This window comes from Micromonospora sp. NPDC049051 (assembly GCF_043197575.1).
Lineage (GTDB): Bacteria > Actinomycetota > Actinomycetes > Mycobacteriales > Micromonosporaceae > Micromonospora.
Genome location: NZ_JBICTL010000006.1, coordinates 242,226 through 256,939 on the forward strand (window position 1 = coordinate 242,226; position 14,714 = coordinate 256,939).

Consider the following 14,714-nt stretch of genomic DNA (forward strand, 5'->3'; position numbering starts at 1 on the left):
CCTCCGTGCGGGCAGCCGCGGCACCGGTCTAGGCCTGGCGTGCGAAGGCGGGGACGACGTCTTCCCACTTGGTCTCGCCAGGGATCAGCTTCTGGTCGACCAGGACCTTCACGAGCGCCCGGTACGGATCCATGGAGACCTTGCCCTCGTAGTCGGACTCCGGCTCCTGCTTGATGATGTCGACGGGCTTCTTGCAGAACTTGGCCAGGACGGGGAAGCGCTTGTCGTCGTTGGCCGGGTCGTTCGCCGATTCCGAGGCCTTCTGCATGCCGTCGGCGAACCGCTTCGCGGTGTCCGGGTTCTTCTGCACCCACTCGGACTTCGCCAGGTAGAACGCGGTGGGGATCGGGCCGGTCCGCACGAAGAAGGGGTTGCCGAGCGACACGGTCGTGCCGGCCTTCTGGCCCTCGCTGACCTGTGACGCGGTGACCTGCGCGGCCTCGACCCGGTTGCCGACCACGGCCGGCAGCAGCTGGTCGAACGGCAGTTGGGTGAACTTCGCCGTGGACTTCTCGCCGACCTCCTGCTCGATCCAGTAGTTCGTCATCGCGTGGCCGATCGAGTTGAGGCCGTTGATCGCGATGGTCTTGCCCTGCAACTGCCGTACGGAGGTGATGCCGCTCTTGGCGTTCACGATCAGGCCGTTGGCCTGTTCGGTCGACAGGGCGCTGTTGCCGACGATCTGCACGGGCTCGCCCTTGCCGATCGCGGTGAAGGAGGTCAGGGCGTTGACGAACGCGACGTCTGTCTCACCGGCGGTCAGGGCGGCCAGGGCGGCCGCTCCGCTCTGCACCGGCACGAGTTCGACGTCCAAGCCGTCGAACATCTTCTGATCGATGCCCCAGGCGATCTGTTCGTTGCACAGTCCGATGGTGGTGACCCGGAGCTTGCCCGAGTTGGTCCCGTCCGAGCCGGAGCTGTCGGAGTTACACGCTCCGACCGCCAGGGCCATGGTGGCTATCAGTGTCACCGACGCGAATCGCTTCATTTGAGATTCTCCTCGACCAAGTGCGAAGGGGGGTCTGGCACTTCTGTCCTGATGGCGGCCGCCGCTCGATGTGGCGCTGCTCTCAGGGGGTCTGTTGGGTGAGAGGGTGGCACGGCCCCAGGCCGGAGTCAACGTTATGCGTAATGCCATCTTGCAGGGCAAGACGTCGACCTGGTGCCGTCGGGCGTCCGCGCGACGTCCTAAGCGGGCTGAGAATCGGTACATAGCCGTGCATTCGGGTCAGGCTGTGGCCGGCATCGGCCGGGGGCGCGGGTGCCGATGCCGGCCACAGCCCTGCCAGTCCCACTGCGCGGGCTGGCGGGAGAAGGTCACAGGTCGAGAACGAGCCGCTCCGACGTGCACCGACCGACGCAGATCATCATGCTGCGCCCGGCGAGCCGTTCCTCCGCGGTGAGCAGGGAGTCGCGGTGCTCGGGGGTGCCGGCGAGGACCCGGGTCTCGCAGGCCCCGCAGTAGCCCTTCTCGCAGTCGTAGGTCAGGCCGGGCACCGCCTCGCGCACCACCTCGATCAGGCGCTTGTCCCGGGGCACGGGCAGGGTCACCCCGGTACGGGCCAGGTGCACCTCGAAGGCGGTGTCGGCCGCCGTGTCGAAGTGGACCTCCAGATCGTCGCCGGCGGTGAAGCGCTCCACGTGCAGCTGGCCGGCCCGGTCGGCCGCGGCGCAGACGCGTTCCACCGCACCGATCATCGCGCTCGGCCCGCAGCAGTAGACGGCGGTGCCGGCTGCGGTGGCCCCGATGAGGGGGGCCAGGTCGGGCAGGCCCGCCTCGTCCTGCGGAAGCAGGGTGGCCCGGTCGCCGGCCAGGGCGAGCAGGTCGTCGGCGAAGGCCATGGAGGCGCGGCTGCGCCCGCCGTACACCACCCGGTAGGGCAGCTGTCGACGGGTGGCCTCGCGGACCATGGCCAGGACCGGGGTGATCCCGATGCCGCCGGCGAGGAAGAGGTATTCGTCGGCGTCGACGAGCGGGAAGTGGTTGCGCGGCCCGCGCACGGTCAGGGCGGCCCCGGCGCGGGCCAGCGCGTGCAGTTCGACCGAGCCGCCCCGGCCGGCGGGCTCGCGCAGCACGCCGATGCGGTAGTGGTCGGTCTCGCCCGGGTCGCCGCACAGCGAGTACTGCCGGATCCGCCCGGAGGGCAGCCGTACCTCCAGGTGCGCGCCGGGCGCCCAGGCCGGCAGCGGGTCGCCGGTCGCGGCGGCCAGGCGTACCTCGATGACGTCGGTGGCGGCCGGGGTGACGGCCGTGACGACCAGGTCCAGGTCCCTGGCCGGGCCGGCCGGAGCGGCGCCGCCCGTCGTCCCGGCGGCGCGGGGGCCGGGGGTGAACACGGCGGGGATGGCGTCCCAGCCGCTCTGGTTGCCCCGGGTGGGATAGCCGACCAGGCCCGCTTCGACGATGCGGTAGTCGGGCAGCCGGGTGAGCACCTGGGTGATCATCTCCTGGAACATCAGCCGGGCCAGGTGAGCCCCGGCGCAGCGGTGGCTGCCGATGCCGAAGCTGAGGTGCCGGGCCGCGTCGCGGTCGAGCCGGACCTGCTCCGGGTCGGGGAAGACGGCCGGGTCGTGGTTGGCGGCGACCCAGGGGATGAGGATCCGCTCCCCGGCGGCCACCGGACAGCCGCCGACGTCGGCGTCGGCCCGGGCGGTACGCGCCATCGACTGCGACGGGGCGAAGACCCGCAGGAACTCCTCGGTGGCGGTCCGCAGCAGGTCGGGGGAGGCGATCAGGCGTTGCCGCTGCTCGGGGTGGCGGCTCAGGTGCACCAGCGTGGATCCGGTCAGCGAGGTGGTGGTGTCCACCCCGCCGGCGATGAGCAGCCCGATCACCGAGACGAGTTCGTCGACGTCGAACAACTCGCCGTCGGCGCGGCGCTGGTTGGCCAGGTAGCTCACCGCGTCGGTGGTCGGCTCCGCCCGGCGCTCCTGGACGAGGTCGCGGATCCGGGAATCCATGTACGCCAGTCCCTCGGCGCCGCGGCGGGCGCGTTCGCTGCCGGGCAGAGCGGCGAAGATGTCGTGGATCGGGCCGGCGAGGCGGGCCCAGTCGGCCTCGGGGAAGCCGAGCCAGTCCAGGGTGACCGCGGCGGGCAGCGGATTCGTCAGGTCGCGGACGAAATCCACGGAACCCTGGGCGATGAAGTCGTCGATGATCCGGGTGGTGTGCCGGGCGACCATCGGCGCGAGCTTCGCGACCGCCTCCTGGGTGAGCAGCGGGTTGATCAGGTTCCGGTAGTCGGTGGCGGCCGGCGGGTCCAGTTCGATCGGGTACTGCTCCAGCCCCGGGCCGCGGGGGATGACGATGGCGGTGCCTGCGCCGCCGGCGGTGGACCGGGCGGAGGAGAAGGTGTCGTCGTCACGGGCCACCCGCACCACGTCGGCGTACCGGGTGGTGTAGACGAAGCCACCGTGGGCGTCGGTGCGTCCGACCGGGCAGCTCTGCCGGTACGCCCGGTAGTAGCCGACAGGGTCGGCGTTGCACCCGGCGGAATGGTGGTCGAAGCGGTCGGCTGCCGGGACGGGCGGCGCGACGAGTGGGGTGTCAGTCATGGTGGGGACTCCACAGCTGCGGTGTCGCGCGGTGTTTCCCAGCCGCGCCACTGGGTGTGTCAGATGCCGAGCGTAATGTGTCTCACATTGCGCAACAATGTTTCATCATCAGACTTTCGTCTGGTAGATGGCCTGGTCAGAAGGTCAGGACGGCCTTGCCGACCGCGCCGGCGCGCACCGCCGCCACCGCCTCGTTGATCTGCTCGAACGGGATGTGGGTGAGCAACCGGTCCACCGGGAACCGGCCGGCGGCGTGCAGGTCGAGCAGGCGGGGCAGGAACACCTGGGGCAGACTGCTGCCACCGATGATGCCGGTGACGCTGCGCCCGTTGAGGATGCTGCGCCACTCGAAGCTCATCCGCTCGCTCGGGCCGACGCCGACCACGCCGGCGCGACCCAGCGGGCCGAGCGACTCGACGGCGGTGCGCAACACGTCCTCCCGGCCCGTGGTGTCGATGGCGAAGTCGAAGCCGTACGGGGCGATGGCTCGCAGCAGCTCGCGCGGGTTCTCGGTGGCCGAGTGCACGCCGTGGGTGGCGCCGAGCAGTCGGGCGGTGTCCAGTTTGTCGGCGTTGACGTCGACGGCGGTGATGGTCGAGCAGCCGCTGACCCGTGCGGCCATGATCGCCGCGACACCGACCGCGCCGGCGCCGAAGACCACCAACGAGGAGCCGACCGGCGGGCGGAGCACGTTGAGCACCGCACCTGCGCCGGTGCCGAACCCGCAGCCGAACGGCCCGACCACCCGTAGGTCGGTCTGCTTGTCGATGGGCACCACCGCGCGGGCCGGGGCGACCACGTGGCTCGCGAACGACGACTGACCGAGAAAGTGCCCGTTGACCGGCTCGCCGGCGAGGGACAGGGCCGAGGTGCCGTCGGGTCGCCGGCCGCTGAAGTTGACGGCGTCGAAGTGGTGGCAGTACGCCGGGCTGCCGCTCAGGCAGAGTGGGCAGGTGCCGCAGGAGGCGAAGCTCATCGTCACGTGGTCGCCGATCGAGATGCCGGTGACCTGGTCGCCGACCTGCTCGACCACCCCGCTGCCCTCGTGGCCGAGCACCGCCGGAGTGGGGAAGAACGTGGCGAACTCCAGGTCCGTCCCGCAGATGCCGACGCTGTCCACCCGGACCAGCACCTCGGTCGGTCCCGGGCCGGCGAGGTCGACGTCCCGGAGGGTGAACGGGCCACCCGCCTCTTCCAGTACCGCAGCAGTAATTCGCACGAGGACTCCCTATGTATCGCAAAACGAGACAGCATATTGACATGCGGAACACGGAGGGTCAAGGATGCCCCCATGGCTGACCTGGACATTTCCGCTGCCCACCAGTTGATCGACGGGGTCTGGGCACCCGCTGCCGACGGCGGTGAGGTGCCCGTGCTCGATCCGGCGACCCGCGAGCGCATCCAGGCGGTGCCGCGCAGCGGGGCCGTCGACGTCGACCGTGCCGTCGCCGCTGCCAGCAAAGCCGCTCCGGCCTGGGCGGCGACCAGCCCCAGCGAGCGCGGAGCGATCCTCCGCCGCTGGGCCGACCTGATCGCCGCCAACGTCGAGACCCTCGCCGCGTACGAGGCCCGGGACGTGGGCAAGCCCCGGTCCGCCGGGCGCCTCAACGTCTACATCGCGCACGGCATCATCGACTACTTCGCCGGGGCGGCCGACAAGCTGACGGGGGTCACCCTGCCCAGCCGTACGCCGGACTTCTTCGGCTACACCCGGCTCGAGCCGCACGGGGTCTGTGCCGTGGTGCTGCCGTGGAACGTGCCGGCCGTGCTGACGGCCGCGAACGTGGCGCCGGCCCTCGCCGCCGGCAACACGGTGGTGCTCAAGCCCTCCGAGGTGGCCCCGCTCGCCCCGTTCGCGTTGGCCGAACTGGCGCAGTGGGCCGGCCTGCCGCCGGGGGTGCTCAACGTGATCACCGGCCTCGGACCCGAGGCGGGCGCCGCGCTGACCGGTCATCCGGGCGTCCGGCACATCAGCTTCGTCGGTTCCACCGTCACCGGGCGGGCGGTCATGCGGGCCGCCGCCGAGAACCTGGTGCCGGTGAAGCTGGAACTCGGCGGAAAGTCGCCGAACGTCGTCTTCGCCGACGCCGACCTGGACGCGGCCATCCCGGCGATCGTCGCCTCGATCACCGAGAACGCCGGGCAGAACTGCTACGCCGGCTCCCGGTTGCTGGTCGAGGAGTCGATCCGGGCCGAGGTGGTGGAGCGCGTCGCCGCCGGCATGGCCGCGGTGCGGACCGGCCCCTGGGATCAGGACCTGGACATGGGGCCGCTGGTCAGCCAGGCCCAGTACGAGCGGGTGCGCGGCTTCCTGGCCGAGGCGCCAGCCGCCGGGGCCCGCCTGGTCACCGGCGGGGAGAAGGCGACCGAGGCGCTCGGCGACGGCTGGTTCGTCGCGCCGACCGTCTTCGACCAGGTCGACTCGGGCATGCGGCTGGTGCGGGAGGAGGTCTTCGGACCGGTCCTGGCCGTGCAGGGCTTCCGGGAGACCGCCGAGGCGGTGGCGCTGATGAACGAGACCGACTTCGGGCTGCTGTCCTGCATCTGGACCAGCGACGTGTCCCGCGCGCTGCGGGTGGCCGGGCAGGCCCGCAGCGGACAGGTGGCGGTGAACCAGTTCCACGACGCCGGGGTGATCGGCTTTCCCTTCAACATGCAGAAGGAGAGCGGCTTCAGCCGCGGCGGCGGTTACGCGGCCCTGCGCGAGTACACCCAGGAGAAGGCGGTCGCGGTCCGCCTGCTCGATCGACCCTCGGCGTGACCGGGCGGGAGCGGTTCGCGTAACGCCTGGTGAGGCGTTGACAGAGCGCCGAGCCGCAGGCAAAGTACCTCGCTAATGCGAGACCGATCACAATTCAAGACGGCATATTGGACTGTAACCCAGGCGGGCGGGCCGGGCGGGTGATGGTGCGGACGGGCCCTGACGTCCTGCGCCTGCGCTGTCCGCCCGACCCCGGGTCCGGACCGGCGGAGGTCGTCGAGGTGCCCGCCGCCGCGCTCCACCACCTCGACCTGCTCCAGCGCCGCTCCGCCGTGCCCGCCGGTGTCGGCGCACCACCACCACCAAGGCGAAGGGACCCACCATGCTCACACGTATCGGACGAGGCCGGGCGGCGCTGGCCGCCACCGCCGCCGTCAGCCTTGCCCTGGTCGGTTGCGCCAGCAACGACGCGACCGCCCCGGGCGCCTCGGCGGGCCAGAGCACCACCACCGTGCTCGCCGGCCAGCCCGACGTCAACGGTGACGGCAAGGTCGTCATCGGCGTGCTCAGCCCCGGCGACATCAACGACAAGGGCTACTACGAGAGCTTCGTCGTCGGCGCGGAGACCTTCGCCAAGCAGAAGGGCTGGGAGATCATCAAGCGCGGCAAGGTGCCGCTCAGCGAGGCGCTCAACGCCGCCCGGGCCCTGTGCCAGCAGGGCGTGGACATGGTGGCGCTCGGGGCCTCCGAGCTCAAGGACGCCATCCCCGCCTCCGAGGAGCCGGTCTGCGCGAAGACCGCCTGGTACGTGCCGTCGTCGGAGAACATCGCGCAGACCCCCCGGGTGATGCTCTCCAACGACGATCCGAGTCACGCCGCGTTCGCCGGAGGCTACGCCGCCGGTCTGCTGATGAAGGAGCAGAACGCCACCAAGGCCGGGTTCGTCACCGGGCTCGAGGTCGACTTCGCCATCAACGCGGCCAAGGGGTTCAAGGCCGGCATCCGGATGGCCGTGCCCCAGGCCGACGTGGTCACCACCTACACCGGTGACTTCGACGACTCGGCCAAGGCCCGGGAGGCCGTGCAGGCGCAGATGAGCCAGGGCGCGAAGGTGATCTTCCCGTACCTGGGCGGGGCCACCGACGCCGCCACGAAGTTGGCCAACAGCCGGAACATGGTCACCCTCACCCCGGGCACGGACCGGTGCGCCTCGACCGACCCGCGCTTCGACATCTCGGTCATCTACGACCCGGGCGTGTACTTCACCAGCGCGCTGAACCTCTTCGCCGACGGTCAGCTCACCCTCGGCACCACGAAGAAGTGGCGGCTCGGCGTCGACCCGTACCCGGCGATCAAGTTCTGCGCCGACAAGGCGGAGCTGGCCAAGCAGATGGAGACGTTCGTCGCCGACATCGCCAGCGGAAAGATCAACATCGCGGCGGAAATCGACCGGCTCGGCTCCTGACCCGGCCACGACCTACGAGGTGCTACGGACTGTGGACGTTGACGACCAGGTGACGCCGGCACTCACCCTGCGCGGGGTCAGCAAGCGCTTCGGTCCGGTCGTCGCCTGCGACGCCGTGGATCTCGCCGTACGGCCCGGCGAGATCCACGGCCTGCTCGGCGAGAACGGGGCCGGGAAGTCGACCCTGATGAAGATCCTCCTCGGGCTGGTGCAGCGCGACGCCGGCACCATCCTGCGCGGCAGCGAACCGGTGGAGATCTCCACCCCGCAGGTCGCCGCCGATCTCGGTCTGGGCATGGTGCACCAGCACTTCAGCCTGATCGAGCCCCTCACCGTCTGGGAGAACGTCATCCTGGGCGATGCCGGGCGGGTCCACCGGGCCGCCGCCTGCGCGCAGGTGGCGGAGGTGGCCCGCCGGTACGGGCTGCCGATCGACCCGCACGCCCGGGTCTACCAACTCTCCGCCGGGGAACGGCAACGCGTCGAGCTGATCAAGTGCCTGCGCCGCGACCCGTCCGTGCTGATCCTGGACGAGCCGACCTCGGTGCTCACCCAGGCCGAGTCGGCCGAGCTGTTCACCGTGCTGCGCCGGGTGGTGCAGGCGGAGAACCGCGCGGTGATCCTGATCAGCCACAAGCTCGCGGAGATCATCTCGGCGACCGACCGGGTGACCGTGCTGCGCCGCGGCACCGTGGTGTTCCACGCGGCGACGGCGGAGACCACCCCGCAGCTGCTGGCCCGGCAGATGGTCGGCCGGGAGGTGTCGCTGCAGAGCGAGAGCGCCGCCCTGGGACTGCTGCCGGTGGCCACCCCCGCAGCCAGCCCCGCCCCCGCGGCCAGCCCCGCCCCCACGGACGCGACCGCGCCGGCGGAGACGACCGCGTCGGTGGCCGGACCGGCGGCGTTGCGGCTGCACGAGATCAGGGTGCTGGTCGGCGGCCTGCCGTTGCTTGACCGGCTCAGCCTCGACGTCGCCCCGGGCGAGATCGTCGGCCTGTACGGGGTGGAGGGCAACGGCCAGGCCGCCCTGGGTGACCTGCTCTCCGGGCTGGTGGTTCCGGACTCCGGCACCGTGGAGGTCGGCGGCCGGCCGGTCGATCTGGCCCGCGCCGGCGCGCTGCAGGACGCCGGCCTGGGCATCGTGCCCGAGGACCGGCACCGCTCCGGGGTGGTGCTGGACATGAGCATCGCGGAGAACCTGGTGATGAAGTCCCTCGCCGGGGTCTGCACCCGGGGGGTGCTCAGCCGCCGGCGGATGAACAGGATCGCCCGCCGGCAGATGGCCGAGTTCAACGTCGTCGCGCCGTCGCCGGACACCCCGGTGCGCAGCCTCTCCGGCGGCAACCAGCAGCGGGTGGTCCTGGCCCGCGAGCTGTCGGCCGGCCCCAGGGTGCTGGTCGCCGCGCAGCCCACGCGCGGCCTGGACGTCGGCGCCATCGAAGACATGTACCTGCGGTTGCGGCGCGCTGCCGCGGAAGGGGTGGCGGTGTTGCTGATCTCCACCGAGCTGGAGGAGGTGATGGCCCTCGCCGACCGGATCGCGGTGATCTCCTCCGGCCGGATCGTCGGGGTGCTTGCCACCGCTGAGGCCACCGCCGAACGTCTCGGCATGCTGGTGGGCGGGGTGAGCCACTGATGGCCGTCACCGACGCCACCGGCCGGCGGCTGCTGCACCGGCTCAGTCCCGGGGTGGGCGGCTGGCAGGTCGGCGCGGCCACGGTGGTCACCGTGGCCATCTCCGTCGGCCTGTGCGCGCTGCTCATCGCGGCCACCGGTGGATCCCCGACCGCTGCCGGCAAGGCGCTCTATCAGGGCGGCATGGCCACCCAGTCGGCGTGGACGAACTCCCTGCTGTACGTCGCACCGCTGCTGCTGGTCGCGGTCGGGGCCTGTGTCAGCGCCCGCTCCGGATTCTTCAACATCGGCCAGGAGGGGCAGGTCCTCATCGGGGCGCTCGCCGGCGCCTGGGTCGGGCTGCGGTTGGCGCTTCCCGGGCCGCTGCTGCTCGTCCTGGTGCTGCTGGCGGCGCTGCTCGCCGCCGGCGCCTGGGCCGGGCTCAGCGCCCTGATGTACCGGTTCCGGGGAGTCAACGTCGTGGTCAGCACCCTGCTGATGACCTTCCTGGCCCAGCAGCTGGTGGCGTTCGTGGTCAACACCCCGTGGCTGTTGCAGGAGTCCCGGATGGGCAACGGGGTGATCTCGCCGCAGTCGAACCCGCTGCCCGCGAACGCCTGGCTCGGCTCGTTCGGCGAGTTCCCGAACCTTCAGGTCAACGCCGGGCTGATCCTGGCTGTCCTGGTCACCGTCGCGCTCGCGGTGGCGATGGTCCGCACCCGGTGGGGTTTCCGGCTGAAGATGCTCGGCCTCAACCCGGTGACCGCCCGGCACGCCGGTGTGCGGGTCGGCAGGCTCGGCGGCCTGGCCCTGGCCACCTCGGGCGCGCTGGCCGGCCTGGCCGGGGCGCTGCTGCTGACCAGCCCGGTCGGTACGCACCGGCTGCAACCCGGCATGTCGCTCAACATCGGCTGGGACGGCCTGCTGGTCGCCCTGGTCGCCCGGAACAACCCGCTGCTGTCCATCCCGGTCGCGCTGCTGTTCGGCGTCCTGCGGGCCGGCGGCGGCTTCCTCGCCTCGACCGGCGTGCCGTCCTTCCTGGTCGACGTGGTCAAGGCGCTGCTGGTGCTGGCCTTCGTGGCGCCCCCGGTGCTTGTCGCGGCGCTGCGTCGGCGCCGGGCGGGCACGGCGACGGGGACCAGCGCCACCACCCCGGTCGAGCCTCCCCGCGCAGCGTCCCCGACCGCCGGGGACGACGCCGCGGCCGGGCCGGACCGCGCGCAGGTCGCCGGCGTGGCCAGCGACCCCGGTCACGCGAGCAGCCAAGACGTCATGGAGGGCAGGCCGTCATGAGCGCCGCCGACAACATCGCCACCATCCTTTCCAGCGGGGCCCGGCTCACCGTTCCGTTGGCGTTCGCCGCCTGCGGCGAGTACGTCGCCCAGCGCGCCGGCACCCTGAACATCTCCGTCGAGGCGATGATGCTCGGGGCCGCGTTCGGGTCGGTCGCGGTGGCCAGCGCCACCGGCAGCGCCAGCGTCGGGCTGCTGGCCGGCGCTCTGGTCGGGATGGCGGTGGCGTTCGTGCACGCCAACCTCTCCCACCGGGCGCAGATGAACACGTTCGTGGTGGGCCTGGTGCTCAACGCCCTGGTGCTCGGCCTCACTAGCTACCTGATCACGATCAGCAGCTTCACCGGGCACCAGGTGTGGCAGGTCGACCTGCCGGTGCTGCGGGACGTCCCGGTTGTCGGGCCGCTGCTGTTCGTGCAGCGCTGGCCGGTGTACCTGCTGCTGGTGATGATCCCGCTGACGTGGTGGTTGCTGGAACGCAGCCGCTGGGGGCTGGAGTTGCGGGCGGTCGGGGAGAACCCGCAGTCGGCCGACGTGAGCGGGATCCGGGTCAACCACCGTCGCCGGCAGGCGCTGCTGTTCTGCGGGCTGCTCGCCGGGCTCGGCGGGGCGTACCTGGCCGTGGGGGAGGTGGGCTCGTTCAACCAGAACATGACCGCCGGCCGGGGCTATCTGGTGATCGCCGCCGTGATCTTCGGGGCGTGGCGGCTGCGCCGTACCCTGATCGGCTGCGCGGTGTTCGGCCTGGCCGACGCGATGCGGTTGGCGCTGCCGGCGCTGGGGATCACCGTCAACTCGCAGCTGTTGATCGCCGCGCCGTACCTGCTGGCCCTGCTGGCGATGCTCTTCTTCGCCACGAAGGACCAGGAGCCGAGGGCCCTGGCCAAGCCGTTCCACCGCGGCACGGTCTGACCGTTCCGCCGACGCCGGGTCCGGCGGCGCCGCCGTACCGCAGCACATTCCGGTACGGCGGCTCGCCGGTGCGCCCCGCCATGCTGTCGCCCTTCGACGTCGCGCTGGGTAGAGTTCGTGATCCGTGCGACAACAGGTGCGAGGTGACGCGATGGCGGGCAGGGGCGGAGCGGAGAACGGCGACGCGCCGGCGATCCAGACCGTGCAGCGGGCCGCGACCATCCTGCAGGCGTTCTCGGCTGAGCGGCCTCGGCTCACCCTGGCCGAACTCACCGCCGACCTGAGGATCAGCCGGGCGACCGCCCACCGGTACGCCCGGGCGTTGCGCGCGGCCAACCTGCTCCGGTTCGACCTGGCCACCACCACCTACACGCTGGGCCCGCAGATCCTCGCGATGGAGGCGGCGGCCCGGGCGGCCCTGCCGATCGTCACCGCCGCCGAGCCCTACCTGGACCGACTGACCGGGCTGACCAACCAGAGCACGGTGCTCAGCGTGTGGAACGGGGAGAGCCCGACGGTGGTGCGGTGCATGGACAACACCAACGGTGACGTGCGGCTGAGCGTCCGCACCGGAACGCCGCTGGACCTGACCCGCTCGGCGCAGGGCCGGGTGTTCTGCGCGTACCTGTCGCCGGCCGAGACGCCGACGGTGGCCCGGCAACTCCGCCTGTCGAAGGAGTTGCGCGCGGTGGTGGAGCAGGTCCGCCGGGACGGGTACGCGGTCAACTCGCCGGAGGATTTCGGGGTACGGGTGCTGGCGGCGCCGGTGTTCGAACGTACCCAGGTGGTGGCGGCACTGGCCGTGCTCGGCACCAGCGTGGCGTTGGCCGGCGCGGCCGAGGTCGCCGTGCTGCGCCAGCTGCGGCAGGTGGCCGGGGAGCTGTCCGAGGAACTCGGCGCGGTGGGCGACTGACCGGTCGCGGCGTCCGGCCCGCGCGTCCCGGGGCGGTTACGCCTGGGGCGGGTGGCCGTTGCCGTTGACGCTGCCCAGCTCGGCGGTGACGACCGTGGCGGTCCGTTGCAGGGCGGTGGCGAGCAGGCTGTCGGTGCCCTCGGGGACCGAGGTGGTGGTGCCGACGATGGCCATCGCGGCGATCAGGGTGTTGCTGCGGAAGATCGGTGCGGCGATGCTGCGGACCCCGTTGACCGAGGGGGTGTTCGCTGAGATACCGGTACGCTTGATCTTGGCGATCTCGCGGCGCAGTTCGGCGGAGGCGGCCAGATCGTCGGCGAGGCCGGGCACCTCGGCCTCGGGCAGGAAGGCGCAGAAGACCCGCCCCTGCGCCGACTCGGTGCGCGACAGCCGCGAGCCGGTGCGGACGCTGACCCTGATCACCCGGTCGGTGTTGTCGTCGGCGCGGACCACCACGGCGGTGTCGCCGTCCCAGACGCTGAGCACCACCGTCTCGTCGATCTCGCGGACCAGTTGCTGCATGTGCGGCCCGGCGATGCTGATGACCGGCATCGCCGCCCGGGCGGCGGAGGAGAGGGTGAGGATCTGCGGACCCAGGGAGTAGAGCCCCTCCCGCTCGTCGTAGCGCAGCAGGTTGCTCTCGCGCAGCGCCTTGGTGTAGCGGTGCGCGGTGGCCTTGCTGGTGCCGAGGCTGGCGGTCAGCTCGTTGAGGCTGAGTCGCGGGCGGGCCGCAGTGAACGTGTTGAGGATGACCGCCGCACGTTGCACGGTCTGGATCGCCGGAGCGCTCTGGTCCGAGGTCTTCTCCGACGGAGGGCTGCGATCCGCCATGGGGGTTCCTTCTTGCGTAAGCTGAGACAGCATCATGGCATATGGTACCTCACTCTGTCGATGGGGTGTGGTATCGCACCGCGATCCCCGCGTACGCACGGGCGAAGCGTAGTAGTTCGGTCACCGCGTACCGGTCCCGGCGCGGGTCCCGCGGGTCCCCACCCAGCGGTGCCGGGCCCAGCCGGACGGTGGGCACGCCCCGACCGCGTAGCACCACCCCGTCGGTGGAGCCGGTCCAGCCCCGGATCGGAGCCGGTGGCGCCCCGTGCACGGCCAGCCAGACCGCGTGCGCGTGCCGGCTGACCGGCGCGTCGTTCGGCGTGGCGGCGGCCTCGTGCACCGCCCAGCCGTCCACAGTGAGCCGGCAGTCGCCCAGCGGGGTGTGCCGCAGCGCGTCGGTGAGCAGGTCGCGCAGCGTGGCGGTGATCGCCGCCGGGTCGTCGCCGGGCACGGTGACCAGGTACAGGTGCAGATCGAGTTGGCCGGGCAGCAGATCGGGTTTCCCGGGCTGGCCGGCGCGGATCGAGCCGACGCCGACCTCGGCGCCGACCTGGTCGGTGCGCCCCGCCCGCTCGCGCAGGTGCTGGCGGCGAAACGCCTCCAGCGCCGCCAGCACCGGTCCGAGATGCAGGATCAGGCCACCCGGGGGCGCCGCGGTGTCCCGCGCCAACGCCGGGTGGTGGCGGGTGGCCAGCCGTACCCGTAGGAACATCGCCCCCGGCTCGGCGGTGAGAATGCCGGGCGGGCCGCTCTTGGCCACGACGGCGGCGGCGGGTGCCGGCCGGTGGTCGAGGTGGTGCGCGACGCCGCCGGGGACCGGGCCGGTGGGGTGGTTGCGGTGCGTGCCGGCGGCGGCGAGCAGCAGGGTCAGCCGGTGCGCCTGCCCGGCGGTCCGCAGGGCGTACGCGGCGGCGGTGAACCCGACCAGGGCGGCTGCCGCGGCGGCGCGGGCGACGCCCAGGCCGAAGCCGTCGACCACCTGCTCCGGGTCGGCGGGTGCGGGTCGCCGCAGCGCGGGGACCGGCTCGGGGCGGCCGGTGATCGGCTCGTCGAAGGCCGCCGCTCCGGTGAGCGAGGTGTCCAGGTGCGAGTAGAACAACAGCTCGGGGGGCCCGGAGCCGAGGGCGGAGCCGGCGACCAGGTTCGCGCTGTCGGGCAGCGCGTCGCTGACCGGCAGCGGCTCGACCTGCCAGGACAGCTCGGGCCAGCGGGCGGCCGCGTACGCGGCGAGGCGTTCGGCAGTGGCCCGCTCCCGCCCGTACGGGCTGGGCTCGGCGGCCAGCACCGCGAGGGTGTCCAGGATCGCGTCGCGGTCGATCGCGTCGTCGACGGCCCGAAGCAGTGCCGCCGGTGTCTCCCTGACCATGGCCACCCTTCCCGCCGGTTCCTCTAATTCAAGATGACATCTCGTATGTTGACATAGCCCGTCCG

Annotated in this window: 11 protein-coding genes; 6 read left to right on the top strand and 5 right to left on the bottom strand. The window is 72.0% G+C overall.

All coding sequences use genetic code 11. The features are described 5' to 3' along the window. Positions 1-28: 28 nt before the first annotated feature. The 3 genes from ACGFIR_RS25110 to ACGFIR_RS25120 all read right to left on the bottom strand — a co-directional run bounded on the left by ACGFIR_RS25110 (position 29) and on the right by ACGFIR_RS25120 (position 4,774). Positions 29-988: an ABC transporter substrate-binding protein gene (locus tag ACGFIR_RS25110; RefSeq protein WP_393006479.1), complete on the bottom strand. Its 960-nt coding sequence runs from the start codon at positions 986-988 to the stop codon at positions 29-31. 329 nt (positions 989-1,317) lie between these two features. Beyond that, positions 1,318-3,555: a cytochrome P450 gene (locus ACGFIR_RS25115; RefSeq protein WP_393147494.1), complete on the bottom strand. Its 2,238-nt coding sequence runs from the start codon at positions 3,553-3,555 to the stop codon at positions 1,318-1,320. Between the two features lie 136 nt (positions 3,556-3,691). After that, positions 3,692-4,774: an NAD(P)-dependent alcohol dehydrogenase gene (locus ACGFIR_RS25120; RefSeq protein ID WP_393006483.1), complete on the bottom strand. Its 1,083-nt coding sequence runs from the start codon at positions 4,772-4,774 to the stop codon at positions 3,692-3,694. Positions 4,775-4,846: 72 nt separating this feature from the next. Here ACGFIR_RS25120 and ACGFIR_RS25125 point away from each other — a divergent pair, with 72 nt between their 5' ends. From ACGFIR_RS25125 to ACGFIR_RS25150, 6 genes are all read left to right on the top strand, one after another. Next, positions 4,847-6,316, top strand: coding sequence for an aldehyde dehydrogenase family protein (locus ACGFIR_RS25125; RefSeq protein ID WP_393147496.1), 1,470 nt, complete (start codon positions 4,847-4,849; stop codon positions 6,314-6,316). Positions 6,317-6,638: 322 nt separating this feature from the next. Continuing rightward, the gene (locus ACGFIR_RS25130) at positions 6,639-7,721 is read left to right on the top strand and encodes a BMP family protein (protein WP_393006487.1); all 1,083 of its coding nucleotides are present in this window, start codon (positions 6,639-6,641) and stop codon (positions 7,719-7,721) included. 31 nt (positions 7,722-7,752) lie between these two features. Continuing rightward, entirely contained in the window at positions 7,753-9,357 is a 1,605-nt protein-coding gene (locus ACGFIR_RS25135) for an ABC transporter ATP-binding protein (RefSeq protein ID WP_393147498.1), read from the top strand. Next, positions 9,357-10,628: an ABC transporter permease gene (locus tag ACGFIR_RS25140; protein ID WP_393006490.1), complete on the top strand. Its 1,272-nt coding sequence runs from the start codon at positions 9,357-9,359 to the stop codon at positions 10,626-10,628. Before ACGFIR_RS25135 ends, ACGFIR_RS25140 begins: the two co-directional genes overlap by 1 nt. After that, entirely contained in the window at positions 10,625-11,539 is a 915-nt protein-coding gene (locus tag ACGFIR_RS25145; RefSeq protein WP_393006492.1) for an ABC transporter permease, read from the top strand. Before ACGFIR_RS25140 ends, ACGFIR_RS25145 begins: the two co-directional genes overlap by 4 nt. A 151-nt stretch (positions 11,540-11,690) precedes the next feature. Then, positions 11,691-12,452 (top strand): IclR family transcriptional regulator, encoded by a 762-nt coding sequence (locus tag ACGFIR_RS25150; RefSeq protein WP_393006494.1) that lies wholly within the window; start codon positions 11,691-11,693, stop codon positions 12,450-12,452. A gap of 36 nt (positions 12,453-12,488) precedes the next feature. Here ACGFIR_RS25150 and ACGFIR_RS25155 read toward each other — a convergent pair whose 3' ends face one another. Both ACGFIR_RS25155 and ACGFIR_RS25160 read right to left on the bottom strand, forming a co-directional pair. After that, the gene (locus ACGFIR_RS25155; RefSeq protein WP_393006496.1) at positions 12,489-13,283 is read right to left on the bottom strand and encodes an IclR family transcriptional regulator; all 795 of its coding nucleotides are present in this window, start codon (positions 13,281-13,283) and stop codon (positions 12,489-12,491) included. 49 nt (positions 13,284-13,332) lie between these two features. Continuing rightward, positions 13,333-14,649: a hypothetical protein gene (locus tag ACGFIR_RS25160; RefSeq protein ID WP_393147500.1), complete on the bottom strand. Its 1,317-nt coding sequence runs from the start codon at positions 14,647-14,649 to the stop codon at positions 13,333-13,335. Positions 14,650-14,714 lie beyond the last annotated feature (65 nt).

Coding starts and splice junctions, on each gene's coding strand:
- ACGFIR_RS25125 (WP_393147496.1), top strand. CDS start 4,847: ATGGCTGACCTGGACATTTCCGCTGCCCACCAGTTGATCGACGGGGTC.
- ACGFIR_RS25140 (WP_393006490.1), top strand. CDS start 9,357: ATGGCCGTCACCGACGCCACCGGCCGGCGGCTGCTGCACCGGCTCAGT.
- ACGFIR_RS25110 (WP_393006479.1), bottom strand. CDS start 988: ATGAAGCGATTCGCGTCGGTGACACTGATAGCCACCATGGCCCTGGCG.
- ACGFIR_RS25155 (WP_393006496.1), bottom strand. CDS start 13,283: ATGGCGGATCGCAGCCCTCCGTCGGAGAAGACCTCGGACCAGAGCGCT.
- ACGFIR_RS25115 (WP_393147494.1), bottom strand. CDS start 3,555: ATGACTGACACCCCACTCGTCGCGCCGCCCGTCCCGGCAGCCGACCGC.
- ACGFIR_RS25150 (WP_393006494.1), top strand. CDS start 11,691: ATGGCGGGCAGGGGCGGAGCGGAGAACGGCGACGCGCCGGCGATCCAG.
- ACGFIR_RS25160 (WP_393147500.1), bottom strand. CDS start 14,649: ATGGTCAGGGAGACACCGGCGGCACTGCTTCGGGCCGTCGACGACGCG.
- ACGFIR_RS25145 (WP_393006492.1), top strand. CDS start 10,625: ATGAGCGCCGCCGACAACATCGCCACCATCCTTTCCAGCGGGGCCCGG.
- ACGFIR_RS25130 (WP_393006487.1), top strand. CDS start 6,639: ATGCTCACACGTATCGGACGAGGCCGGGCGGCGCTGGCCGCCACCGCC.